Source organism: Flexivirga aerilata, assembly GCF_013002715.1.
GTDB classification, from domain to species: Bacteria; Actinomycetota; Actinomycetes; order Actinomycetales; family Dermatophilaceae; genus Flexivirga; species Flexivirga aerilata.
Genome location: NZ_JABENB010000001.1, coordinates 990,355 through 1,013,971 on the forward strand (window position 1 = coordinate 990,355; position 23,617 = coordinate 1,013,971).

Annotated in this window: 21 protein-coding genes; 12 read left to right on the forward strand and 9 right to left on the reverse strand. The window is 69.3% G+C overall.

Annotation, left to right across the window (positions count from 1 at the left end):
• The first annotated feature begins 135 nt into the window (after positions 1-135).
• Together HJ588_RS04685 and HJ588_RS04690 are read left to right on the forward strand one after the other, a co-directional pair.
• The gene (locus HJ588_RS04685) at positions 136-1,527 is read left to right on the forward strand and encodes a glucose-6-phosphate dehydrogenase (RefSeq protein WP_171152506.1); all 1,392 of its coding nucleotides are present in this window, start codon (positions 136-138) and stop codon (positions 1,525-1,527) included.
• 124 nt (positions 1,528-1,651) lie between these two features.
• Complete coding sequence (locus tag HJ588_RS04690; protein ID WP_171152509.1) at positions 1,652-3,457, forward strand: exonuclease domain-containing protein; 1,806 nt, start codon at positions 1,652-1,654, stop codon at positions 3,455-3,457.
• A 75-nt stretch (positions 3,458-3,532) separates the two neighbouring features.
• Here HJ588_RS04690 and dhaM read toward each other — a convergent pair whose 3' ends face one another.
• Genes dhaM through dhaK form a run of 3 tightly spaced genes read right to left on the reverse strand, consistent with a single transcriptional unit; the run spans position 3,533 to position 5,632 of the window.
• On the reverse strand, positions 3,533-3,955 hold the full coding sequence (gene dhaM / locus HJ588_RS04695; RefSeq protein ID WP_171155382.1) for a dihydroxyacetone kinase phosphoryl donor subunit DhaM: 423 nt from the start codon (positions 3,953-3,955) through the stop codon (positions 3,533-3,535).
• Positions 3,956-4,001: 46 nt separating this feature from the next.
• The gene (gene dhaL, locus HJ588_RS04700) at positions 4,002-4,637 is read right to left on the reverse strand and encodes a dihydroxyacetone kinase subunit DhaL (protein ID WP_171152511.1); all 636 of its coding nucleotides are present in this window, start codon (positions 4,635-4,637) and stop codon (positions 4,002-4,004) included.
• Complete coding sequence (dhaK, locus tag HJ588_RS04705; protein WP_171152514.1) at positions 4,637-5,632, reverse strand: dihydroxyacetone kinase subunit DhaK; 996 nt, start codon at positions 5,630-5,632, stop codon at positions 4,637-4,639. The genes dhaL and dhaK overlap by 1 nt, the downstream gene beginning before the upstream one ends.
• A 74-nt stretch (positions 5,633-5,706) precedes the next feature.
• On the opposite strand from dhaK, the gene HJ588_RS04710 reads away from it, so the two are divergent.
• Positions 5,707-6,369: a DUF4190 domain-containing protein gene (locus HJ588_RS04710; RefSeq protein WP_171152517.1), complete on the forward strand. Its 663-nt coding sequence runs from the start codon at positions 5,707-5,709 to the stop codon at positions 6,367-6,369.
• A gap of 3 nt (positions 6,370-6,372) precedes the next feature.
• Here the strand turns inward: HJ588_RS04710 and HJ588_RS04715 are convergent, their stop codons facing one another.
• On the reverse strand, positions 6,373-7,530 hold the full coding sequence (locus HJ588_RS04715; RefSeq protein WP_171152519.1) for a geranylgeranyl reductase family protein: 1,158 nt from the start codon (positions 7,528-7,530) through the stop codon (positions 6,373-6,375).
• Positions 7,531-7,552: 22 nt separating this feature from the next.
• A complete protein-coding gene (locus HJ588_RS04720; RefSeq protein WP_171152522.1) occupies positions 7,553-9,190 on the reverse strand; it encodes a long-chain-fatty-acid--CoA ligase in 1,638 nt (545 codons plus the stop codon).
• Positions 9,191-9,340: 150 nt separating this feature from the next.
• Here HJ588_RS04720 and HJ588_RS04725 point away from each other — a divergent pair, with 150 nt between their 5' ends.
• The 6 genes from HJ588_RS04725 (at position 9,341) to HJ588_RS04750 (ending at position 15,241) form a co-directional block, all read left to right on the forward strand.
• Positions 9,341-10,864 carry a flavin-containing monooxygenase gene (locus tag HJ588_RS04725; protein ID WP_171152526.1) on the forward strand — a complete coding sequence of 508 codons (1,524 nt, stop codon included), beginning with the start codon at positions 9,341-9,343 and terminating at the stop codon, positions 10,862-10,864.
• Between the two features lie 4 nt (positions 10,865-10,868).
• Positions 10,869-12,098, forward strand: a complete 1,230-nt coding sequence (locus HJ588_RS04730; RefSeq protein ID WP_171152529.1) for a glycosyltransferase family 4 protein — start codon at positions 10,869-10,871, stop codon at positions 12,096-12,098.
• A 124-nt stretch (positions 12,099-12,222) separates the two neighbouring features.
• On the forward strand, positions 12,223-12,939 hold the full coding sequence (locus HJ588_RS04735) for a class I SAM-dependent methyltransferase (protein ID WP_246241755.1): 717 nt from the start codon (positions 12,223-12,225) through the stop codon (positions 12,937-12,939).
• A complete protein-coding gene (locus tag HJ588_RS04740) occupies positions 12,939-14,006 on the forward strand; it encodes a prenyltransferase (RefSeq protein WP_171152534.1) in 1,068 nt (355 codons plus the stop codon). Before HJ588_RS04735 ends, HJ588_RS04740 begins: the two co-directional genes overlap by 1 nt.
• Positions 14,006-14,617, forward strand: a complete 612-nt coding sequence (locus HJ588_RS04745) for a class I SAM-dependent methyltransferase (RefSeq protein ID WP_212755289.1) — start codon at positions 14,006-14,008, stop codon at positions 14,615-14,617. The genes HJ588_RS04740 and HJ588_RS04745 overlap by 1 nt, the downstream gene beginning before the upstream one ends.
• A gap of 93 nt (positions 14,618-14,710) precedes the next feature.
• On the forward strand, positions 14,711-15,241 hold the full coding sequence (locus HJ588_RS04750; protein ID WP_171152536.1) for a hypothetical protein: 531 nt from the start codon (positions 14,711-14,713) through the stop codon (positions 15,239-15,241).
• 63 nt (positions 15,242-15,304) lie between these two features.
• Here HJ588_RS04750 and HJ588_RS04755 read toward each other — a convergent pair whose 3' ends face one another.
• Together HJ588_RS04755 and HJ588_RS04760 are read right to left on the reverse strand one after the other, a co-directional pair.
• On the reverse strand, positions 15,305-16,048 hold the full coding sequence (locus tag HJ588_RS04755; protein WP_343036595.1) for a dienelactone hydrolase family protein: 744 nt from the start codon (positions 16,046-16,048) through the stop codon (positions 15,305-15,307).
• Positions 16,049-16,404: 356 nt separating this feature from the next.
• Positions 16,405-17,826, reverse strand: a complete 1,422-nt coding sequence (locus tag HJ588_RS04760) for an HNH endonuclease signature motif containing protein (RefSeq protein ID WP_171152541.1) — start codon at positions 17,824-17,826, stop codon at positions 16,405-16,407.
• A 190-nt stretch (positions 17,827-18,016) separates the two neighbouring features.
• Between HJ588_RS04760 and argS the strand changes: the two genes are divergently transcribed.
• On the forward strand, positions 18,017-19,783 hold the full coding sequence (argS, locus tag HJ588_RS04765) for an arginine--tRNA ligase (protein WP_171152544.1): 1,767 nt from the start codon (positions 18,017-18,019) through the stop codon (positions 19,781-19,783).
• A gap of 15 nt (positions 19,784-19,798) precedes the next feature.
• Here argS and HJ588_RS04770 read toward each other — a convergent pair whose 3' ends face one another.
• On the reverse strand, positions 19,799-21,517 hold the full coding sequence (locus HJ588_RS04770) for an alpha/beta hydrolase (protein ID WP_171152546.1): 1,719 nt from the start codon (positions 21,515-21,517) through the stop codon (positions 19,799-19,801).
• A gap of 149 nt (positions 21,518-21,666) precedes the next feature.
• On the opposite strand from HJ588_RS04770, the gene HJ588_RS04775 reads away from it, so the two are divergent.
• A complete protein-coding gene (locus HJ588_RS04775) occupies positions 21,667-21,891 on the forward strand; it encodes an MbtH family NRPS accessory protein (RefSeq protein WP_171152552.1) in 225 nt (74 codons plus the stop codon).
• Between the two features lie 70 nt (positions 21,892-21,961).
• Here the strand turns inward: HJ588_RS04775 and galE are convergent, their stop codons facing one another.
• On the reverse strand, positions 21,962-22,984 hold the full coding sequence (gene galE / locus HJ588_RS04780) for a UDP-glucose 4-epimerase GalE (protein WP_171152555.1): 1,023 nt from the start codon (positions 22,982-22,984) through the stop codon (positions 21,962-21,964).
• Positions 22,985-23,016: 32 nt separating this feature from the next.
• Between galE and HJ588_RS04785 the strand changes: the two genes are divergently transcribed.
• Positions 23,017-23,604, forward strand: a complete 588-nt coding sequence (locus HJ588_RS04785; RefSeq protein ID WP_171152557.1) for a hypothetical protein — start codon at positions 23,017-23,019, stop codon at positions 23,602-23,604.
• Positions 23,605-23,617: the final 13 nt, after the last annotated feature.

Below are 23,617 nucleotides of genomic sequence, written 5' to 3' on the forward strand. Positions count from 1 at the left end.
GCCGGTCGCGACACCCGCATCAAGTCACGTTGCGTGATGGATTGCATAACGAAAAGTTAAGGCAGTCATCATGATCGGCGCAACTGGCGTGTCCGCGATGTGGGCCGGGCAGGCTGTCGTGCCATGCTCGGCCCCATGGCCGATGACGCTCCTGTGACTTTGTTGATCCTCGGTGCCGGTGGCGACCTCACCCACCGGCTGCTGCTGCCCGGGCTCGGCAGCCTGCTGACCGCCGAGCCGAAGCGGAAGGTGCAGATCGTCGGCGCCGACCGCGAGCCGATGACCCCGGCACAGTGGAAGAAGCTGATCGAGAAGGCGTTCGCCGACGTGCCGGTGCCGGCGCGGCCCACCCGGTCGGTGCTGTCGAAGGCGCGCTACGAGCAGACCGACCTGCTCGACCCGGAGCAGCTTGGCCGGCTGATCGGCTCGTGCACGGGGCCGCTCGTCATCTACTTCGCGCTGCCGCCGGCGGTGTCGATGAAGGTGTGCCAGCTGCTGGAGGACATCGAGCTGCCGCAGCCGACGCGGCTGGCGCTGGAGAAGCCGTTCGGCACCGACGAGCAGACGGCGCGCGACTTCAACGAGCAGTTGCACAAGCTGGTGCCGGAGGAGCAGATCTTCCGGGTCGACCACTTCCTCGGCATCTCCACCGTGCTCAACCTGATCGGGCTGCGCTTCGCCAACCGGATCCTGCAGCCGATCTGGAACGCCGAGCACATCGAACGGGTCGAGATCCTGTATGACGAGGACCTCGCCCTCGAGGGCCGCGCCGGCTACTACGACGGCGCGGGCGCGCTCAGGGACATGCTGCAGTCGCACCTGCTGCAGGTGCTGGCGATCTTCGCGATGGAGTCCATCGCCGAGCTGTCCTCGCAGGAGTTGCAGGACCAGAAGGCGCAGGTGCTGCGCTCGACCCGCCTGTGGGGCAACAGCCCGAAGCGCGCGAGCAAGCGGGCCCGCTACACGGCCGGGTCGATCGGACGACGGAAGGTGCCGTCATACGTCGACGAGGAGGGGGTGGACCCGAAGCGGAACACCGAGACCCTCGCGCAGGTGCAGGTCGAGGTGCGCAACAACCGCTGGGCCGGGGTGCCGTTCACGCTGCGCAGCGGCAAGGCGCTCGGCACCGCGCGCAAGCAGATCGTCTGCTACTTCCGCCCGGTCGGCCACGTGCCGACGGGTTTTGAGAACACCAGCCCGCCGGACAAGCTCATCATCGACCTCAAGCCCGGTGCGGTGTCGTTCGTGCTCACCATGAACGCCGAGGGCAGCCCGCTCGACCTCGAGCAGAAGACCCTGCGCGCCGAGCTCGCCGCCGGCCGCATGCTGCCCTACGGCGAGGTGCTGTCCTACATCCTCGACGGCAACCCGTTGCTCTCGGTGCGCGGTGACTCCGCCGAATCCTGTTGGCACATCGTCGAACCCGTGCTCAACGCATGGGCGGCGGGCAAGGTGCCGATGGAGGAGTATGCCGCGGGCTCCGAAGGCCCGGAGGGTTGGTTGCCCGAGGACTCCGTCGTCGGCTGAGCCCCTCCTCCCGCGCCGAGGTAGCACTCGTTGTCGCTATGCGCCGCCGATAACGGCAGCGACTGCTACCTCGCGGGCGACCGTTATTGCGTCATGGGCGGCGCGGGCGGATTAGCATTTTGCCGTGTCTCAGGGATTGCTGCCGCCGGCAGTGGCAGAGCAGTATCCGCACTCATATGCCGCTGTTGACGTTGAGACGACGGGACTCGACCCCGCCCGTGATCGCATCCTTCAAATTGCGGTTTCGCAGATGCGTTCTGACGGTGTGCTGGAGAGGTCTTGGAGCAGCCTGGTGGACCCCGGGTGCGATCCCGGTCCGACCCATATTCATGGCATCACCAAAGAGCGGCTTCGTGGCGCGCCTCGCTACGACGACATCGTCGACCGGGTGCATTCGCTGATCAACGGCCGCATCTTCGTGGCGCACAACGCTCGCTTCGACTGGGCCTTCCTCGCCCACGAAGCTGATCGGGTGCGGAGCAGACTCCCGGTCCAGAAGACGTTGTGCACCTGGCGCATGTCCGGGATGTTTGATCTGCCCGTGCCAGACCTCAAGCTGGCCACCATTTGTCGCTATTGGGGCGTACCGCAGGCGCGTCCCCACGATGCGGAAGACGACGTTCGTGTTCTCGTGGAAGTGACTCGGCATTCGCTGGCGTACTCCTCGTTCCTCAAGCTCGCCCTGCCCGTTTCCCGGCCGCGCCCGATCGGTGGATACCCGCCGGCGGCGCCGCGCGTCGTCTGCCCGTGGCCGTACCCGGGTCGCCACATGCCCGGCCAGCCTTTAAAGCAGGGAATGACGGTCGTCTTTACCGGCGTCACTGCCATGGATCGTGCTGACCTCATCCAGGAAGCGACCGACGCCGGCCTCGCTGTCATGAACAACGTGAGTTCTCGCACCAGCCTGCTGGTGGCGAACCTTGAGGAGACGACCCTCAAGGCACGGCGCGCCCGTGAGCACGGAACCAGTGTCTTGACCGAGCCCGAGTATCGCAGTCTGCTGGCAACCATCGAGGCTGGTGACTCGGTCCCGCCTGCCGTACCCCGCGTCCAGGAGAAGAAGCGGCCCACAGTGATGCCACGGGTGGTCGATGGTCCGCTACGTGGTCATCGCGTAATCGTGCTGGGCAGCGAACACGACCACGCAGTTGCCGTGCGCGCGCGGATCGTTGAGTTCGGTGGTGAATGCGCCGTAAACCTCACCGCATCGGTCACGTCGGCCGTTGCGCTGGAGGGGTTCGAGACTGACAGTCGGTGGAGTCGAGTGCGAGCGAGTGGCTTGGAGTTGCTTGACCCTGAATCGCTGCGTCCGATGACCGTGACCCATGCGCAAGCGGAGGTCGCACATCCGCTGACGACCGGGATACCCATGGTCCGCGCGGACCCGGTGGTGCTGCCCCGCGGCGGGGTCCATGATCTCCGGTCCACTGACTTGGTGCTGGCCGTTCGGTGGCAAGCGGACGCAATTCAGGGCGTAGTCGATGTCGTCGCACTCGTGACAGGTGAGGACGGCCAGGTCGGGTCGGACGCCGACTTCTGCTTCTACAACCAGCCGAGCCATCCAAGTCGGATCGTTGAGCTCGATGCAGACGCCGTGGGGGAAGCGGTCATTGCAATCGACGCCTCGCAGCTCGCGCCACTGCACCGCATCACCGTGGCAGCAGCAATCGACGGAACCGGTACCTTTGGGGAGCTGGGTGCGATCGAGATGGAGCTACGCACCCGCGACGGCGAACCGCTCGCCCGGAGCATTCTCGATGCGGCCGAGAAGGAGACGACCATGCTGCTGACTCGGATCTACTGGCGTTCCGGGCAGCTCCGTGCCCGCGCGATCGGGCAGGGCTACCAGCAATCCCTGGAGTGGCTGGCGGTCCAGTATGGCGTCGACATTGAGGATTCGGTCACCGGCCCGAACGCCGCGCCGAGGTAGCAGTGGTTGTCGCTATGAGCCGCCGATAACGGCAGCGACTGCTACCTCGGCGCAAGTGGGTGCCCGCTGCCCGGCTCAGTCGGCCGCGAGCTGCGACTGCTTCGGCTGCAGCGCCCCCGATGCGTCGGCGGCGACGCGTTCGCGGGGGGTGCCGATGGAGGCGTTGATCATCGCGACCACCAGCCCCTCGACCAGCGGTGCGGGCGAGACGATCGTGCGGTCCCGCACGTCGGCGGGCACCAGGTCGAGCGCGAGCTGAGTGGACAGGATCGCGCTGCCGAGGTCGAGGAGTACGACGACACCGGCGCCGTCCGAAGCTCCGTCGGCAGCCTGGATCGCGGCCGCGATCTCGGCCGCGTCGGTGCCGAACGACATGTCCGGCGCACCCGCCGCGACCCGCACCGGCACCGAGCCGGCGGGCACCATCTCGGCGGCGAGTGCCACCGCGGCGTCGGCCAGGGCGCGGCTGTGCGAGACCACGACGATGCCGACAGTCATGCGGGGCACCCGCGAAGTATCGAACGGCGGCGAGAACGTCGGGTGATCATGCGAATACCTTTGCAGCCGTTTCGAAGAGGAGCGTCATCGAGGTCGCGCCGGGGTCCTGGTGGCCGACGCTGCGCTCGCCGAGGTAGCTCGCGCGCCCCTTCTTGGCCTCCATCGGCGTCGTCCCGTCCCTGCCCTGCGCCGCAGCCTGCGCGGCCGCCGTCAACGCCGACACCATCGGCCCGCCGTCGGCGGCGACCTCGTCATAGGCACGCACCGCCGGCAACATCGCGTCGACCATCGTCTTGTCGCCCGGCTGCGCCTTGCCGCGCTGCACCAGCCCGTCGAGGCCGGCCTGCAGGCACTCTCCAAAAAGCTGTATGGCGAGAGTCCCGGCCGTGCCGGCCACCGTCCCCATCCGCAGGAACAACGTCCCGTAGAGCGGACCGCTCGCACCACCGACGTTCGAAACGAGCGACATACCAACGGTTTTGAAGAACGCGCCGCAATCTGCGGGTGGCGCCTGCGACACCGCCGCGACGGCCGCCGCGAGACCACGGCGCATGTTGCTGCCGTGGTCGGCGTCCCCGATCGCCGAGTCGAGCGCGGTCAGCTCCTCACCCGCCTGGTCGACGGCATCGCGGAAGCCGGTGAGCCACTCCGTCAGCAGCGGCACATCCCACGCGTCGGGCATCACCGACCCCACCGCAGGCCGGGGGTGTTGACCGGCGCGTCCCACCAGCGCAGCAACTCGTCGTCGGCGGACAGCAGGGTCAGCGAGCAGCCGGACATGTCGAGTGACGTCATGTAGGACCCAACGAGCGTCCGCGCGACGGTGATTCCTTGATCGGCAAGGATTTTCGCGACCTCGCCATACATCAGGTAGAGCTCGATCTCGGGCGTCGCGCCCATGCCGTTGAGGAACGCGATGGTGTCGCCCTGGGTGAAGTCGGCGTCGTCGAGGATCGGCTCGACGAGCATCTGCGCGATCTCGTGCGCGGGGGCGAGGGGTTCGCGGCGGCGGCCCGGCTCGCCGTGGATGCCGATGCCGACCTCCATCTGGTCCTCGGGCAGGTCGAACGTCGGTTGGCCCGCGGCCGGCACGGTGCCTGACGTCAGCGCGACGCCCATGCTGCGTCCGCCCTCGGCGACCCGCCGCGCGAGCGCGGTGAGCGACTCGAGGTCGGCGCCCGACTCGGCGGCGGCCCCGACGATCTTCTCCAGCAGCACGGTCACGCCGACCCCGCGCCGGCCGGCGGTGTAGGTGCTGTCCTGCACCGCGACGTCGTCGGCGGTCACCACGGTCGCGACCTCGATGCCGTCGGCGGCCGCGAGCTCGGCGGCCATCTCGAAGTTCATCACGTCGCCGGTGTAGTTCTTCACGATGTGCAGCACGCCGGCGCCGCGGTCGACCTCCTTGGTCGCGGCCAGGATCTGGTCGGGCACCGGGGAGGTGAAAACCTCACCGGCACAAGCGGCGTCGAGCATGCCGGTGCCGACGAAGCCGCCGTGCATGGGCTCGTGGCCGCTCCCGCCGCCGGAGACCAGCGCCACCCGGCCGTCCGGTTTGGGCCGCGCCCGGTAGACGACGCGCTGGTCGAGATCGACGCGCAACGAGGGGTGGGCTGCCGCCATACCGGCCAATGCCTCGGTGACGACGGCTGACGGATCGTTGATGAACTTCTTCATCGGGCTCCTCGGGTCGCCACCGGCGCACGGAATGTGACCTACCCGACACTAGCGCGCTGCCTAGGATGTTTCGCATGTCCGATCCGTATGGCGAGCGCCCCGACCGCCCGCAGTCCTCCGGCCCCCACTACGGGCAGCCGCCGAACGAGCCGCCGGTGCACGAGCAGGAGACCCGTGCTCAGCAGATCCCGCAGCAGCCGCAGCAGACCGGGCAGGGCTACGGCCCGGGCTACGGACAGTACGGCTCGGGCGTCTACGGGCAGAGCGGCGAGAGCAGTCAACCCAGCCAGGGCGACCAGCCCAGCCAGGGCGGCCCCGACCTGACCAAGCGGCCACCGGCGACCTACGGTCAGCAGCCGAACCCCTACGCCGAGCAGTACGGCGGGGGCCAGTACACCACCGGCCAGTACGGCGCCGGCTACGGCGGCCAGTACCCCGCCCAGCCCGGCTACGGCGCCCCCTACCAGGGCGGCAGCCCCTACGTCGCCTACCAGGAGAAGCCGAGCAACGGGCTGGCGATCGCGTCGCTGGTGACCAGCCTCTGCGGGATCTTCCTGTGCTTCATCGGGTCGCTCGTCGGCATCGGTCTCGGCATCGCGGCGCTGAGCCAGGCCAAGAAGACCGGCGCTGGCCGCGGCATGGCGATCGCCGGCATCGTGATCGGTGCCGTCGAGATCGTGCTGGGCATCGGCTTCTTCATCGTGCTGTTCGCGACCGGCAGCAGCAGTTCGAGCTGAACCTCACCAGCGGTTCATCGCGGCGAGGCCGGCGGCGACCGACCGGTGCCGCACCACCCGCGCGAGGGTGGTGTCGCCGCGGGTGATGCGGGTGAAGACGCGCCACCCGACGCGGGTGCGCAGCATCGTGTGGAAGGCGCGCGGGTGGCGCTCGAAGGCCCGCAGCGTCCGCTCTCCGGCGGCCATCTCGATGCCGAGCTCACCCCCGATCCCCTGCTCGTATGACGCAAGCGCCCGCCCGGCGCCGGCCTCTCCGGACCCCATGGACGCGGCCGCCGCGCCGGCGAGCGTGCCGGAGCGCACGGCATAGGAGATGCCCTCGCGGGTCCACGGCTCGAGCAGGCCCGCGGCGTCCCCGGCGACCAGCACCCGCCCGCGCCCAAGAGGTGAGTCGGCCGCTCGGCAGCGCGTGAGGTGCCCGCTGCTGCGAACCTCCGGCAGATGCGAAAGGCCTTGCTGCGCGGTGAAATCGAGCAGATATTGCCGGGTCGCGGCCGGCTCGCCCTTGGCCTGGATCACGCCGACGGTCAGCACGTCACGCTTGGGGAAGACCCAGGCGTAGGAGCCCGGCGTCGGTCCCCAGTCGATGTGGATGCGCCCGGCGAAGGCGCGCGCGGAGCGCTCGTCGGGGGCGAGTTCGACCTCCAGGCCGAGGTCGGTCTGGCGCAACCGCACCCCGACATACCGGCCGATCCGGCTGGCCGACCCGTCCGCGCCGACGACCGCGCGGGCGGTCAGCTCGCCGTCCGCGGTGCTGACGGTCACCAGCTGCCCGTCGTCGGCGATGCCGGTGACGGTCACCCCGGTGCGGACCTCCGCGCCCGCCTCCCGCGCGGCGTCGAGCAGCGCGGCGTCGAAGTCGGCCCGGTTGACCAGGCTGAGGATCCGCTCGCCGGCGTCGCGCTCGAAGGCGGCGGTCCCGCGCAGGCTGAACGACGCCCGGTGGATCTCCTGCTGCACCGGCACGTCGAGAGCCGCCGGCAGGGAGCGCAGGGTGGGGCCGATCAGGCCGCCGCCGCAGGTCTTGTAGCGCGGGAAGTGCGCCCGGTCGACCAGCAGGGTGCGGGCGCCGGCCACCGCGGCGGCGCGGGCCGCGCTGCTGCCCGCGGGTCCGGCGCCGACGACCACCACGTCATACGCCTGATCTCGATGCCCCTGCACGGTGCTGGATGCTAACGGCGCCTCAGAGGTGTTCGACGGTGAGGTCGCCCTCCTGGAAGCGCGCCCGCAGCCGCTTCTTGTCGAACTTGCCGACGCTCGTCTTGGGCACCTCGTCGATGTAGGCCCAGCTGTCCGGCAGCTGCCACTTGGCCAGATGCGGCGCGAGGTAGTCGCGCAGCTGCTCGGTGGTGGTGCTCGACCCGTCCTTGAGCACGACCGTCATGAGCGGCCGCTCCTGCCACTTCTCGTCGGGTATGGCGATGGCCGCGGCCTCGACCACGTCCGGGTGGCCCATGAGGATGTTCTCAAGCTCGACCGACGAGATCCACTCGCCGCCGGACTTGATGACGTCCTTGGCCCGGTCGGTCAGGGTGAGGAAGCCGTCCGGGGTGATCCGGCCGACGTCGCCGGTGCGCAGCCAGCCGTCGTCGAAATTGGCTTGCAGTGCGTCGGATTGGCCGTCGGGGGAGTAGTAGGAGTCGGCGATCCACGGGCCGGTGACCTCCAGCTCGCCCACCGCCTCGTCGTCCCAGGGCAGCACCGAGCCCGCGTCGTCGACGATCCGCGCCTCGACGCTCGCCGGGAACTGGCCCTGGCCGGTGCGCAGCGCCCACGCCTCGTCGCCCTCCGCCCACGAGGGCACCCGTGCGACGCTGCCCAGCGGGGAGGTCTCGGTCATCCCCCACGCCTGGATGACCGGCACGTCGTACCTCTCCTCGAAGGCCCGCATCAGCGACGGCGGGCACGCCGAACCGCCGACGATCACCTCGCGCAGGTGACTGATGTCCTGCGGGTGCTGCTCCAGCTGGGCGTTGAGGCCCTGCCAGATCGTCGGCACCGCCGCCGCGAAGGTCGGCCGCTCCGCCTGCATGATCGCCGCGAGCGGCTCGGGCTGCAGGTAGCGATCGGGCATCACCAGCGACGCGCCACTCATCATCGCGGCGTAAGGCAGCCCCCAGGACATGGCGTGGAACATCGGCACCACCGCCAGCACGGTGTCGCGGGCGGTGAGCGCCATCGTCTGTGCGGCGCACACCTGCATCGAGTGCAGCCAGATCGACCGGTGCGAGTAGGCCACGCCCTTCGGGTCGCCGGTCGTGCCCGAGGTGTAGCAGAGCGCCGCCGCCGAGCGCTCGTCCAGCGCCGGCCAGTCGGTCTGCGGCTCGTGGGCGTCGAGGAGTTCGTCATACCCGTGCACGGTGACGCCGGCGGGTGCCTCCAGGGTCGCCGGGTCGCCGCCGACGACGACCACGTGCCGCACCGAGTCCATGGTCGGCAGCACCGGCTCGAGCAGCGGCAGGACGGTGGCGTCGACGATGATCACCGAGTCCTGCGCGTGGTTCACCACGTAGCTCAGCTGCTCCGGCGCGAGCCGGATGTTGAGGGTATGCAGCACCGCGCCCATCGCGGGTATGCCGAGGTAGGCCTCCAGGTGCTCGTTGTTGTTCCACATGAAGGTCGCGACGCGCTGGTCGCCGTCGATGCCGAGCGACCGGAGCGCGCTCGCGAGCCGACCGGCGCGCGTCGCCACCTCGGCGTAGGTCTCGCTCCGGGTGTCCGCGCCGGTCCAGGTCCGCACGGTGCCGCGGCCCTGCACGGTCCCGCCGTACCGGAGAAGTCGGCCGATCGTCAGGTCGCCATCCGCCATAGTGCTCTGCACGGGTGATCACTTCGCTTTCGTCGGGTCCGCGATAGGTGGCACCATCCAACCCCGACCGGGCCCGATCAGCCAGGCTTGATCTGGCGAGGAAGTTAACCGGCGAGTAACTTAGAGCCGTTGTCCCGCGGGCGAGACCCACCGAGGAGAGTCATGCCGCAGCTGAAAGACCACTACGACGTCATCGTCGTCGGCGCCGGCCTGTCCGGCATCGACGGTGCCTACCGGCTGCAGACGATGTGCCCGGACAAGGACTACGTGATCCTCGAGGCCCGGGACTCGCTCGGCGGCACCTGGGACCTCTTCCGCTATCCGGGCATCCGCAGCGACTCCGACATGTTCACCCTCGGGCTGCCATTCGAGCCGTGGACCGGGGAGAAGTCGATCGCCGACGGCGCCGACATCCTGCAGTACCTCAAGGACACCGCCGCCAAGTACGGCATCGACAAGCGGATCGTCTACCGCACCAGGGTGACCGGCGCCGACTGGTCCAGCGCCGACGCGCAGTGGACGCTGCAGCTCGACACCCCGGACGGCGCGCGCGAGGTGACCGCAGACAGCGTCTACCTGTGCGCGGGCTACTACAACTACGCCGCCGGCTACCAGCCCGACTTCCCCGGCCGCGCGGACTTCACCGGCGAGTTCATCCATCCGCAGTTCTGGCCGGAGGGCCTCGACGCCGCCGGCAAGAAGGTCGTGGTCATCGGCTCCGGCGCGACTGCGATGACGATCGTCCCCGCGCTCGCCAAGCAGGGCGCGCAGGTGACGATGCTGCAGCGCTCGCCCACCTACGTGCTGTCGTTGCCGGCGCGCGACCCGATCGCCACGGTGCTGCGCCGCACGCTGCCCGCCCAGCGGGCGTACGACGCCATACGCATGAAGAACGCCGTGACGGCGGTGGGCTTCTACGAGTTCTGTCGCCGGGCGCCGGGTGCCGCCACGAAGGTCATCCTCGGAGGGGTCGCCCGCCAGCTGCGCGGCACCGACGTGGGTATGGCGGCGTTCACGCCCCGCTACCGGCCGTGGGACGAGCGCTTGTGCATCGTGCCGGACAGCGACTTCTTCAAGGCGATCCGGCGGCACAACGTCGACGTGGTCACCGACAGCATCGACACGGTGCTGCCCCGCGGGATCCGCACGGCGTCCGGCACCGAGATCGAGGCCGACATCATCGTCAGCGCCACCGGACTCAACATGCAGATGGCCGGTGGCGCGACCCTGCGGGTCGACGGCAAGGAGGTCGACCTCGGCGACCGCTACATCTACCGCGGCATGATGATCGAGGGCATCCCCAACGCCGCCGTCTGCATCGGCTACACCAACGCGTCCTGGACCCTGCGGGCCGACCTCACCGCGAAGTACTTCTGCCGGTTCCTCAACCACCTCGACGCATCGGGTTACGCCTACGGCTACCCCACGGCCGACCAGGCGATGCCGACCCGGCCGGCGCTCGACCTCGCCTCCGGTTACGTGCAGCGGTCGATCGCACTGCTGCCCAAGCAGGGCGACCGCAAGCCGTGGTTCCTCAAGCAGAACTATTTCTACGATCGGCGCGACTCCAAGCGGGCCGACGTCACGCAGGACATGACGTTCGTCCGCCCCGGCGAGGTCCGGCTGCCCGAGGACGACCTGCACGACGCGGCCGCCGCGCGACCCGAGCCGGTCGAGGTCGCTTGACGCGATGAGGGTCGCTCTTGCGTCATACCGCAGTAAGCCGCACTCGGGCGGGCAGGGCATATACGTGCGCAACCTGTCCCGGGAGCTGGTCGCGCTCGGTCATCAGGTCGAGGTGTTCAGCGGACAGCCCTACCCGGAGCTCGATCCCGGGGTGCGGCTGACACCCGTCCCGAGCCTCGACCTCTACCGGGAGGACGATCCTTTCCGGCGACCGGGTCTGCGCGAATTTCGTTCTGCCGTCGACGTTTACGAGTTCGCCGCGATGTGCACGGCCGGATTTCCCGAGCCGCGCACCTTCGGCATGCGCCTGTCGCGGTTGCTGCGCGACCGCATCGGTGACTTCGACGTGCTGCACGACAACCAGACCCTCGCGCCCGGCATCCTCGAGCTCGAGCGACGTGGCCTGCCGCTGCTGACCACCATCCACCACCCGATCAGCCGCGACCGCCGCCTCGAACTTGAGGCGGCCCGTGGGTGGGGCCGGATCACTAAGCGCCGCTGGTACGGCTTCGTGCAGATGCAACGGCGCGTCGCGCAGCGCAGCAAGCACATCCTGACCGTCTCCCAGGTGTCCGCGCAGGACATCGCCGCCGACTTCGGGGTGCCGCGCGAGCGGATGCGGGTCGTCCCGGTCGGTGTCGACACCGCCCGCTTCCGTCCGCCGGAGACGCCGCGGGTGCCCGGCCGGATCGTCACGATCGCCAGCGCCGACGTGCCGCTGAAGGGCCTCCCCGTGCTGATCGACGCCCTCGCCGGGCTGCCGCCCGAGGCGTGGGGTGAGCTGATCGTGGTCGGCTCGGCGAGCGAGGCGACCAGCAAACGGCTCGCACAGGCCGGCCTGCTCGACCGGGTCACCTTCCGGTCCGGGCTCACCGACGAGGAGCTCGCCGCGCTTATCGGTTCGGCCCAGGTGCACGCGATTCCGTCGCTCTACGAAGGGTTTTCGATCCCCGCGATCGAGGCCATGGCCTGCGCCACCCCGGTCGTCGCCTCCGAGGTCGGTGCCCTGCCGGACCTGCTCGCCGGCGGCGTCGGCCGACTCGTGCCGGCCGGCGACGCACCAGCACTGGGCCGCGCGCTGGCGCAGGTGCTGGCCGACCCGCGCGAGGCCGACCGCATGGGAGCGGCAGGCCGGGAGCGCGCGGCATCGACATACAGTTGGGCGGCGGTGGCGCGCGCGACGGCCGACGTCTACGCCGACGTGATCGCAGACTCGAAGGAGCACACGCAATGACCATCCCACACAGTTCTCCGCTCCTTCGTCGCTCCGATACTTTGCGAGGACCCCGGATGACCACCCCACAAAGTTCTCCGCTCCTTCGTCGCTCCGATACTTTGCGAGGACCCCGATGATCACCATGGATTTCGATTCCGCCTTCCCGGTCGCACCGGGCATGACGGTGCTCGACGTCGGAGCCGGTCAGGGCCGGCACTCCTTCGAGGCGCTGCGCCGTGGCGCCGTCGTGACCGCCTTCGACATGAACGAGTCGGATCTGGCCGATGTGAAGACGATGTTCGGCGCGATGGAGGTGGAGGGCGAGGTGCCCGACGGCGCCTCGGGCACGGTCATGCACGGCGACGCACGCCAGATGCCCTTCGCGGACAACAGTTTCGACCGAGTCGTCGCCTCGGAGATCCTGGAGCACATCCACGAGGACGAGGCCGTGATGGCCGAGATCTTCCGCGTCGTCAAGCCCGGCGGTCTGGTCGCGGTGTCGGTGCCGCGCAACTGGCCGGAGCAGGTCTGCTGGAAGTTCTCCGACAGCTACCACGAGGTCGAGGGCGGCCACATCCGCATCTACCGGGCCAGTGAGCTCGTCGGCAAGCTGCAGCGCGCCGGCCTGGCGCCCTACAAGCAGCATCACGCGCACGCCCTCCACTCGCCCTACTGGTGGCTGAAATGCGCTGTGGGCACTGAGAACAACGACAACCCGGCGGTGAAGGCCTACCACAAGCTGCTGGTCTGGGACATGATGCGCGCGCCGCTCGTGACCCGCTTCGCCGAGAACGCGCTCAACCCCGTGGCCGGCAAGAGTTTCGTGGTCTATCTGCGCAAGCCGGCGGTCGCCGCATAATGGCCACCCGCCTTGCGCTCGCCGGCGTGCTGAGCGCCGAACAAGCCGGCGCCACAGCGGATTTCATCTTGCGGCACCAGCGCTCCAACGGCGCCATCCCCTGGTATGACGGCAGTCATCTCGACCCCTGGGACCACGTCGAGTCCGCGATGGGCCTGACCGTGTCGGGCCACTGGTCGGCCGCGTGGCGGGCGCTGGAGTGGTCGGCCCGCACGCAGCGCAAGGACGGCTCGTGGCCGATGGTGCTGCGTGGCGACGAGGTGGAGGACGCGGCGGCCGACACCAACCAGTGCGCCTATCTCGCGGTCGGGGTGTGGCACTTCTATCTCGTCACCGGTCGCACCGACGCCCTGGCCCGCATGTGGCCTGCCGTGGAGTCCGCGATCAACTTCGTGATCCGCGCCCAGCTGCCGGGCGGCGAGCTCGGCTGGGCGGTCGATCCGGAGGGCAACATCGGCGACTTCGCTTTGCTGACAGGCAGTTCCAGCGCTCTGCAGTCGATCGAGTGCGCGTGCTTCATCGCGTCGACGCTCGGTCACGACCGGCCGCGCTGGCGGTGGGCCGGCAACCGGCTCGCCGAGGCGCTGCGCGAGCGGCCCGAGTCGTTCGCCGACCGGTCGAGGTTCTCAATGGACTGGTACTACCCGATCCTCGCCGGCGCGCTCCGCGGGCAGCCGGCGGCGGACCGCATCGAGAGCGGTTGGGACGACTTCGTGCGCGATGGGCACGGAGTCCGGTGCGTGAACGATCAGCCGTGGGTCACCTCCGCCGAGTCGGCGGAGTTCGTGGCGGCTCTCGACGCGATCGGCGAAACCGACCGTGCGACAAGGGTGCTCGCCGACCTGCAGAGTCTGCGTGATGAGGAGACCGGCGGCTACTGGACCGGGCGCAACCTCCCGGACATGGTGCTCTGGCCGAGGGAGCAGACCACCTGGTCGGCGGCCGCCGTCTTGCTCGGCGTCGACGCGATCACGCAGACCACCGGTGGCGCTTCGCTGTGGCGAGACGCCTGCTGGTCCGGCGGCGAGCTGTCCGACACCGCGGTCGACGACGGAGCCGCCAGCTGATGCCGATCTCCGGTGCGCTCGCCGAGGTCGTAGCGGCGACAACGGGTTTCATGCCCGTCGGCGAAGGCGAAGCCTTGCACTCGGCCGCGCTGACCGCGCGGGCCGGCACGTGGCTGGAGATCGGCACCTACTGCGGCAAGTCCACCCTGCTGCTGGGCGACGCGGCACGAGCAGTCGGTGCCTCACTGGTGACGGTCGACCACCATCACGGCTCGGAGGAGAACCAGCCCGGGTGGGAGTGGCACGACACGTCGCTCGTCGACCCGCGGACCGGCCGTCTCGACACCCTGCCGCACTTCCGTCCGGTGCTCGACTCCTTGGCCGACGTGTGCTCGGCGGTCATCGGCGGCACGGAAGTCGTTGCCAAGTGGTGGACTTCGCCGGTCGAGCTGCTGTTCCTCGACGGCAACCACACCGAGGAGACGGCCCAGCACGACTACCGGGCCTTCGCGCCGCACGTGGTCCCCGGCGGCCTGCTGCTGGTGCACGACGTCTTCCCGGACCCGGCCGACGGTGGCCAGGCGCCGTGGCACGTGGTGCAGGCCGCCCTGGCCGACGGTTTCTCCGAGCGCAGCGTGCACGGCTCGTTGCGCGTGCTGCAGCGCACCTGACGCCGATCGGCCGCTTCCCTTGATCTCGGCGGTCCGGTGCGCTTGGCTGACCAATGAATAGCCAGTAGATCCAAAAAGTGGTGAGGGGAAGCCATGGGGATTCGAGTGCTGGCCACGGCGGCCGGTGTGGCGTGCGCGGCGGCGGCGAGCGTGGTGACGGCCGGCGGCGCGGCGGCGCAAGGGAGTCCGTGGACGCCCTACCGCGCCTCGGACGTGCTGGTCACCGCGGCGCGATCGACCTGTGCGTTCGACGTGCAGGAGACGGTGCTCCGGGACCGTGAGGAATACCGCACGACGGCCAGCTATCCGGACGGTTCGCCGAAGGAGCAGGTCTACCGCGGCGATCTCGTCGTCCGCTTCACCAACACCACGACCGGCGAGAGCGTCGTGCACGACCTCGGCGGCACCGCCGTCTACGCCTTCGCCCCCGACGGCACCCCGTTGTCGTTGACGTCGGAGCACGGTCCCTTCAGTGCCACGTTGCCGGCGGGCAGCGTGCCGATGACCGGCATCTACGTGGTGTCCGGCAAGGGCACGAGTGTGTTGTTCGGCGCCGACGGCACGCGCACACTGACCCTCGGCAGGAACGGCACGGCGATCGACGTCTGCGCCGAGCTCGCCTGACCGCCTCTGCCGGTCGTCGTCTCGTGACCGAGGGTGACGCCGGCGCCACCCTCGGTGACGAGATCAGCGCTTGAGGGTGCGGTCGAAGAGCGCCCGCAGTTCGGCGAACGACCGCTCGGTGGCGGCTTCGTCGTAGACCGCGGTGTCGGACATGGTGTAGCCGTGGGCGGCCCCGGCATACACCTCGTTGCTGGCCTCGAGGCCGGCGTCGCGCAGCGCCGCGTCCAGGCGCTCGATGGCCGTGGCGTCCATGGAGCGGTCACCGTCGGCGTGCCCGAAGACGAACTCGGCCGTGGCCTCGGCGAGGCGGGCGTGCGGGCTGTCCGGCTCCTCGGTCGCGAGACCGCCGCCGTGGAATCCCGCTGCGGCTGCTACCTGTTCGGTGCGCAGATAGGTTGCCCGTATGGCGAGGCGCGCGCCCATGCAGTAGCCGACGACGCCGATCGGAGCGGTGACGTTTGGCTGCGCGAGTAGCGCGTCGACATACTGCGGGATGTCGCGTTCGGCGAGTTCGGCGGTCAGGCCGTGCACCCGTTGCATCGCGCCGCCGAAGAACTCCTCGCGCTTGGCGTCGGTGTCCAGCGGCCCGTCGGGCGAGAGGTCGGCGGCCTTTCCGTTGCGGTAGAACGCATTCGGCGCTAGGACCGTGTAGCCCCAGGCCGCGATCCGGTCGGCCATCTCCTCGATGCGCGGTCGCAGCCCGATCGCGTCCATGAAGAGCAACACACCCGGCTGTGGATGGTCGGCAACGCCGGTCAGGTATGCCTCTGCGGTGCCATCGGTCATCGGGATCTCGATCACAGTCACGCACGACATATTGGCAGTCGAAGCTGTGGCGCCGGGTGGAACCCGGTCTGGCAGCATCGCACGTCGCATTCGCGCGAAGGGGAGGTGAGGAGACGGCCCAACCACCAGAATTGTCGGCACGCTCGGGCGACCGGGCGTGAAGGCAGACACCTGGGGTCGTCCGCTACGTGCGACACCAACTTCACGACGAACGTCTCTCGCCGAGCGGTGTCCGGGAGCTGGTGATCGCTGCCGCAGACAGGATGAGTCTTGATCCAACGCATCTCGACCACGCGATCTGGCGCTACGCACGGTCGCGTTCCCGCGATATCTAACACCCGCCCGCAGGCTGCTGTCGCAGGTGGTGTCCTCGTCCGTCATGCGGCGGCGTGGGTGTGGCTGGGCATGCGTCCTGGGGTGAGGTCCCAGGTGACGCCGTCGGGGTGAACCTGTGCCATGAAGCCGCGGCGGTGGACTTCCTGGTGATGTCGGCAGCAGAGCATGGCGGAGTTGGTGAGGCTGGTTTCTCCGCCGGACCACCAGGGTGTGACGTGGTGGACTTCGCAGAAACCGGGTGGTCGATCACAGCCGGGGAAGGTGCACCCGCCATCGCGTATGACGACAGCCGCTCGTAAACCTTTGGTGACCAGGCGTTCTCGCCGGCCGACGTCCAACGGTTGACTCGGACCGCCGAGGACGACGGGGATCAGGTCCGCGTCGCAGGCTGCCCTTCGGGCGGCACCGGCGTCGAGGACGTCAGCGGTGGGGGTGGTTGCCCCGCCGATGCCGTCGGTCAGCGCCGACAGGTCCATGGTCAGCAGGATCGTCGCCGCCGACCCGACGGGCGCCACGTCACCGGCGGCAACTTTCGCGCCCGCAGTGATCAGCTCCATCAGCGCGTCCGCGCGGCGTTTGCCCGGGGTGCGTTCGTCCCGCACGGTCACGCTGCCGCCAGCGTCTTTGCCGCGCGGTTCGTCGGCTCCAGTCGTGCGGCCCGCGTCGTGTGATCCGGCGCGACCGGAACCGTCGGTGTCGGCGGTGGCGGGCCGTGGTGCGGACCCGGCCGTGATCGCGGCCTTCAACACCGCAGCATTCGCCGGTGCCAGCTCCGCTACGAGCCGGGTCATCCCGGTCGCTGTCGTACCCCACGTCAGGGTTTCGACCTGTTCGAGTTTCGCGTCCTGCGCGGACAGCGCTTCGGTGGCATAGGTCGCCAGGATCTTCCGGGTCAATGCCTGCACACCCTTGACCCCGAGTGCCGGATCCAACTGCAGGAACCACGCCAGCACCTCACCCCGGTCGGCGGCCGGGATCACCGGCGCCACCTTGTCCGCATTCACCAACGCCGCCCCGGCCGTCGACACCGTGCACGAACCTCGTGCGACCGCGGCGGCGATGACCGCGTTCTTGCGCTCCCGGCACGCCTCCGCGACCACCGCGATCGTCTTCGCCTCGACCGGTTCGATGGGCACCCCGGATGCTTCGGCGTGACGACCTACCCACTGGGTGGTGTTCGCCGCCGTCGAGCCCGCAACCGTCCCACGGTCCACCGCATCAGCAGTCACCACCGCAGCAACCTGCGCCGACCGTCCATGCAACCGCAACAGCACCTGCGTCAACGCCTCCACCTGTCCGTCGCCGAGCTGGTGCACCACCTCCGGCACCTCATCCAGCAACGCCGCAACTGCCTGCAACTGCTCCAGCACCACCGGCGCGCGCCCCGGCTCAACCGGCACCCGCACGGCCTCGGCAGCCACGTCCGGACGCTCCGGCAGCGGCACAGCAGAATCGAGAGACATGGCCCGAATCTCCCTCCGCCGCAGTAGTTTTCGTCGTGCTAGCAGAATACCGCCAATCACCAGTCCTGTACAGATGTTCGACACAAATATCTGGGCATCACTTTGTCTCACGACATCGGAATGCCCCGCGGGCGCAGCTCCGGACGGACGACGTCACGACCCCGCCCGGCCACGCCTTAATCTTGAGGGCATGATCGATCCGACCCTTGCCCTGACCGCGCGCGTCCAGGAGGCGATTGCCGCCGCCTTCGGTGCGCAGTGGCGAGAGGCCGACCCGGTGATCCGTCCGGCGAACCCGCGCCAGTCGGACGCCGACTTCCAGGCCAACGCGGCGATGGCCCTCGCCAAGCAGGTGGGCAAGCCCCCGCGCGAGGTGGCGCAGGCCATCGTGGACGCGCTGCCCACCGACGACGACCTGATCGACACAGTCGAGATCGCCGGCCCAGGCTTCCTCAACATCTGGCTGCGCACCGACTGGATCGCGCAGGCCGCGACCACCGAGCTGGCCGACGACCGGCTCGGCATACCCACGCCGGCGCAGGAGACGGTCGTCGTCGACTACTCCTCCGTCAACGCCGCCAAGGAGATGCACGTCGCGCACCTGCGCAGTGCGGTCGTCGGCGACTCGCTGGTGCGCACGCTGGAAGCCTTGGGGCACAACGTGATCCGGCAAAACCATCTCGGCGACTGGGGCACCGCCTTCGGCATGCTCATCGAGCACCTGCTCGAGGTCGGCGAGGGCAGCGACGAGGCCAAGCTGCTGGAGACCGACCCCAACGCGTTCTACCGGGCCGCCCGTGCCAAGTTCGACGCATCCGACAAGGCCGAACCGCCAGGATCCGCAGGCGATTTCGCGACCCGCGCTCGCAAGCGGGTCGCCACTCTGCAGAGCGGTGACGCCGACAGCCTCCGGCTCTGGAACGAGATCATGGACCTGTCGAAGGTCTATCTCAACCGGGTCTACACCCAGCTCGGCGTCACCCTCACTGACGACGACATCCGCGGCGAATCGTCCTACAACGACGAGCTCGCCGAGGTCTGCGACTCGATGGAGGCCAAGGGCATCGCGGTCGTCAGCGACGGCGCGCTGTGCATCTTCCAGGACGAGTTCATCGGCCGGGACGACAAGCCGGTGCCGCTCATCATCCGCAAGTCCGACGGCGGATACGGTTACGCCACAACCGATTTGGCGACCATCCGGCACAGGTCCCTCCACCTGCACGCCGACCGGGCGTTGTATGTCGTGGGCGCCCCGCAGAACCTCCACTTCCGGATGGTCTGGTCGGCCGCCGACAAGGCCGGCTGGATCAAGGGCACCGAGCCGATCCACGTGCAGATCGGCAACGTCGTCGGCCCGGACGGCAAGATCCTGCGCACCCGCTCGGGTGACCTGATCTCACTGCAGTTCCTGGTGGACTCAGCGCTGGAGCGTGCGGCCGAGGTGGTCGCCGAGTCACGTCCCGACCTCGACGAGCAGACGAGGGCGACCATCGCCCACCAGGTCGGCATCGGCGCGATCAAGTATGCCGATCTGTCGGTCTCGCACGACTCGGGCTACACCTTCGACCTGGACCGCATGCTCGCGCTGCAGGGCAACACCGGTCCCTATCTGCAGTATGCGACGGCTCGGCTGCGCTCGATCCTCGGCCGGGTCGACGCGGCCGACCCCAAGGGCCCGATCGTGCTCACCGAGCCGGCCGAGCGCGCACTTGCCTTGCGGTTGTTGGAGTTTGGCGCAGTCGTGGCCCAGATCGGGGTGACTCTCGAGCCGCACCGACTGGCGGCATACCTCTATGAGCTGGCGTCGGCGTTCACGACCTTCTACGAGCACTGCCCGGTGCTGAAGGCCGAGCCCGCCGAGGTGCGCGACAGCCGGATCGCGTTGTGCGCGCTGACTCTTCGAGTGCTCGTGCGCGGTCTCGACCTGCTCGGCATCGAGGCGCCCGAGCAGATGTGAGACCGCACCCGGCCGTCAGTGGTGCGGGCCGCCGAGGATGTCGCCGACGAACTTCTCCAGCAGCTTGATCAGCGTGTCGGCGAGGTCCGGCAACTTCTTCTCCTCGGGCTTCGGCGTCGGCTGCGCGGCATCCGGCCGCGGTCCGGTCACCTTCGGACCGACCGGGTAGACCTTGTCGTCGTCCGGCAGCGGCACCCCGGGGCACACCGCATCGCCTTGGAGCGCAGTGCCTTTCGTCAGGAAGCCGTATGCCGCGTCGGTCACGCAGGTGTTCTTGCTGCCGAGGACCGCGCCGTGCGCGCCCTGATCGGTGACGGTCAGCAGCACCGTATTGGGCGACGCCTTGTGCGCCTTCACCGCGCCTTCGTATGGCGTGGCCGGGTCCACCGTCGCGTTCACCATCATGATCGCGGGCGCCTTCGACAGGTCGACCGTGGTGTTGGTCGCCTTGTAGGGCCAGTATGCGCACGGGTTCACGACCTGCCGGTAGCCGGTCAGCGGGAACTTCGGCCCGGCCGAACGTGCCGCTGCGACATACGAATTGGGGTCCTTGTTCCAGTCGGTGTCGTTGCAGGTGGTCGCCATGAAGGTCGTGCTCTCCCGGTTGTCGGGGTAGCTGTCCGACCCGCCCTGCAGGAGCATGAACGCCCGGTAGAGCGCGGTGCGGTCGCCGTCCGCGGCCTCGTCGAGGAAGCCGAGGAACTTCGCGGCCGTGACGAAACTCCTGTCCGAGTACATCTGCTGCGCCATCACGTTGTCGATCACGTTGGGGGTGAAGTAGCCGAGCTTCCCCTTGCCGGCCGCGGCTCGCACCCGGTCGAAGGTCGCCTGCACCTCCTGCGGGGTCGAGCCCAGCCGGTAGGTCGCATCGTGGCGGGCCGCCCACGGCACGAACTGCGCGCCGAACCGCCGCTGGAAGCCCATCGGCTGATAGGCGAAGCTCTCCTGGAAGGTGCCGGTGAAGTCGGTGTTGCTGTCGAGTACGAACCGGCCCACCTGCTCGGGGAAGAGGGTCGCGTAGCGGGCACCGAGCCAGGTGCCGGCGGAGACACCGTAGTAGTCGACGGTTTTCGTGCCGAGCAACCGGCGCACCAGCTCCTGGTCGCGAGCGGTGTTGTCGGTCGTGATGTACGGCAGGTAGTCGCCGTGCGCGGCAACGCAGTCGTCGACCATCTTCCGGGTGGCGGTCTGCAACGTGCGCACGTCGGCATCGCTCAGCTGCCGGTCGTCGGTGACGCGGGACCGGGCCGGCGCGCAGCTGACCGGGGTGCTCTCGCCGGTGCCGCGTGGATCGACGCCGATCACCGTCTCGTTGCGGCCGAGCGGCGAGAGTGCCGCGACCAGCACCGAGAAGCGGGCGGCGGGACCGCCCGGTCCGCCCGGGTTGGTGAAGACGTAACGTGGTGCAGCCGCCGGGGTCTGCCCGGTCGTGCGCGTGACCATCAACGAGATGTCGCCCTTGCCGGGGTCCGAATAGTCCTTGGGTGCAACGACTTTCGCGCACTGTGTGCGTGCGGCGGCCTTGCCGAGCGTGCGCACTTCCTTCGGGCAGAGCGCGGCGTCCCACGTGAGCTGCTGCGAGGTGTATGTCGTCAGGTTGGCGCCGTTCGGTGACAGTCCGCCGGCAGCCGGGGCCGCGGCGTCTGCGGCAGTCGCGGCATACACGACACCTGAGGTGGCCAGCAGCGCGGACGCGGCACCGAGCGAGGTGAGGCGGGCGGGGCGGCGGTTCATCGGGGACTCCTTCGTCGAGTTCGCCGTGATGGACGCGCCCGGTGCGGTGAACGGTTCCGCGACCTCAGGAAATCGGCTGCGAAGGTCGGACCAATGGGGTCACACTGGTCACAGGTGACTCGGGGACCACCTGCTACCTGGAGGAAGTCATGTCCGGCCCGTCGGATTCGGGTTTGTTCTTCGTGCTCGTCGGCCGCGTCGAGCGGCTCACGATCTGGCCCGTCGGGTCGTCGATCCCCGCCGACTGGCGGGTGGCGTTCGGTCCCGGCACCCATCAGCAGTGCGAGGAGTATGTCGAGCGGCACCGCGGGGAGACCCATCCCAAGGGTGTGCCGGCCACCGCCTGGCAGGTGCCCGAGCGGCTCACCAGCTGACGGCGGGCGCCGCCCGCGCCTCCGCCCGCGCCTCCGCCCGGCTCAGCCGCCCGCGCTCAGGAGCCCGCGCTCAGGCGTCCGGGAAACCTTGCGGGTTGTCCGACTGCCACCGCCAGGTGTCCGCGCACATGTCGTCGATGGTGCGGGTCGCGTGCCAGCCGAGCTCCTGCTGCGCCCGCGTCGCGTCCGCCCAGTAGGCCGGCAGGTCACCGGCGCGACGTCCCGCGACCTCGTAGGGCAACTCCCGCCCGACGGCGCGCTCGAAGGCGTGCAGCATCTCCAGCACCGAGGTGCCGGTGCCCGTGCCGAGGTTGAACGGCCGCACCGGCTTCTGCATCGACTCGAGGTGCTCGAGCGCGACGACGTGCCCTTCGGCCAGGTCCATCACGTGGATGTAGTCGCGTTCGGCGGTCCCGTCGGCGGTCGGGTAGTCGTCGCCGAAGACGGTCAGCTTGTCGCGACGGCCCACCGCGACCTGCGCGATGAAGGGCATCAGGTTGTTGGGCACGCCCTGCGGGTCCTCGCCGATCCGGCCCGACGGATGTGCGCCCACCGGGTTGAAGTAGCGCAGCAGCGCGACCTTCCAGCCCTCGCTGATCGCCGCGATGTCGGTGAGCACCTGCTCGATCATCACCTTCGTCCTGCCGTATGGCGAGGAAGCCGAAAGCGGCTGGTAATCCTCGTGATAGGGCACCGGCGCGTGGTCGCCGTAGACCGTCGCCGACGAGGAGAAGACCAGCCGGTCCACGCCGTGCCTCGTCATCGCACGGGCCAGGGAGAAGGTGCTGTCGAGGTTGTTGCGGTAGTACTCGAGCGGTTTGGCGACGCTCTCGCCGACGGCCTTGTGGCCGGCGAAGTGGATGACCGCGTCAAACTCCTCCTGCGCGAAGAGCCGCTCGGTCTTGTCGGCGTCGGTCAGGTCGAAGGAGTGCAGCGGGATCTGCTTGCCGGACAACGCCTCCAACCGTCCGAGCACGGTCGGCTTGCTGTTGGCGAAGTCGTCGACGATCACCGCGTCGTGGCCGTGGTCGAGCAGGGCGAGCACGGTGTGGGAGCCGATGTAGCCGGCACCGCCGGAGACGAGGACACGCATGGGGCTCAGGGTACGGGTGCGACGATGTGCCGGTGACCAGGACTCCGTGGACCCCCGATCACGTCGCCCGCATCGAGCGCCCGGCTCTGCCGATGCAGTCGCGGGGTGGGTATGTCGTCGCCGACGTGCAGTTGCAGCTCGACCGGATCGCCGGCCTCATGCGCGCCGGCCGCCCGGTGCCGCCGATCGCGACCTCGGCCCTGCGGCGCTCCTATCTGCGCCCGGGTTACGCACCCGAGCCGGTCGAGGCGCTCTTCTCCCACGTGGGTGAGTGGCAGCGCCAGTTCGACGAGGCGGCGCACAGTGCGGCGACCGCGGCGCTGGCTGACCGGTCGTCCTCGGCGGAATCCGCCTCCGATGAACGACGGCTGAATTGGACCAGGCAGCAACAGGTTTGGGTGCGCGAGATGCAGTTTCCGTCAGCCCGCCGCAGCGCCTACGAGGTGGGTGAGGTCGACGACTTCCTCGACCGGGTGCTGGTCGCGATGGCCAAGGGCGAGGAATTGCCCGACGTGCAATCGGCCAAGTTCTACATGGCGCGCCTCGGCCGCTCCGGCTACGACTCGGTGGCGGTGGACCACTTCCTCGATCAGCTCACCCGGTTGCGGCCGGCGCTCTAGCGCTTCGGCCGGC

Excerpts from the sequence above, each read along its gene's own strand:
- dhaM (WP_171155382.1), bottom strand. The coding sequence starts at position 3,955 with ATGACTGTCGGCATCGTCGTGGTCTCGCACAGCCGCGCCCTGGCCGAC.
- HJ588_RS04730 (WP_171152529.1), top strand. The coding sequence starts at position 10,869 with ATGAGGGTCGCTCTTGCGTCATACCGCAGTAAGCCGCACTCGGGCGGG.
- argS (WP_171152544.1), top strand. The coding sequence starts at position 18,017 with ATGATCGATCCGACCCTTGCCCTGACCGCGCGCGTCCAGGAGGCGATT.
- HJ588_RS04770 (WP_171152546.1), bottom strand. The coding sequence starts at position 21,517 with ATGAACCGCCGCCCCGCCCGCCTCACCTCGCTCGGTGCCGCGTCCGCG.
- HJ588_RS04760 (WP_171152541.1), bottom strand. The coding sequence starts at position 17,826 with ATGTCTCTCGATTCTGCTGTGCCGCTGCCGGAGCGTCCGGACGTGGCT.
- HJ588_RS04775 (WP_171152552.1), top strand. The coding sequence starts at position 21,667 with ATGTCCGGCCCGTCGGATTCGGGTTTGTTCTTCGTGCTCGTCGGCCGC.
- HJ588_RS04745 (WP_212755289.1), top strand. The coding sequence starts at position 14,006 with ATGCCGATCTCCGGTGCGCTCGCCGAGGTCGTAGCGGCGACAACGGGT.
- HJ588_RS04710 (WP_171152517.1), top strand. The coding sequence starts at position 5,707 with ATGTCCGATCCGTATGGCGAGCGCCCCGACCGCCCGCAGTCCTCCGGC.
- HJ588_RS04750 (WP_171152536.1), top strand. The coding sequence starts at position 14,711 with ATGGGGATTCGAGTGCTGGCCACGGCGGCCGGTGTGGCGTGCGCGGCG.
- galE (WP_171152555.1), bottom strand. The coding sequence starts at position 22,984 with ATGCGTGTCCTCGTCTCCGGCGGTGCCGGCTACATCGGCTCCCACACC.
- HJ588_RS04740 (WP_171152534.1), top strand. The coding sequence starts at position 12,939 with ATGGCCACCCGCCTTGCGCTCGCCGGCGTGCTGAGCGCCGAACAAGCC.
- dhaK (WP_171152514.1), bottom strand. The coding sequence starts at position 5,632 with ATGAAGAAGTTCATCAACGATCCGTCAGCCGTCGTCACCGAGGCATTG.
- HJ588_RS04685 (WP_171152506.1), top strand. The coding sequence starts at position 136 with ATGGCCGATGACGCTCCTGTGACTTTGTTGATCCTCGGTGCCGGTGGC.
- dhaL (WP_171152511.1), bottom strand. The coding sequence starts at position 4,637 with ATGCCCGACGCGTGGGATGTGCCGCTGCTGACGGAGTGGCTCACCGGC.
- HJ588_RS04725 (WP_171152526.1), top strand. The coding sequence starts at position 9,341 with ATGCCGCAGCTGAAAGACCACTACGACGTCATCGTCGTCGGCGCCGGC.
- HJ588_RS04735 (WP_246241755.1), top strand. The coding sequence starts at position 12,223 with ATGGATTTCGATTCCGCCTTCCCGGTCGCACCGGGCATGACGGTGCTC.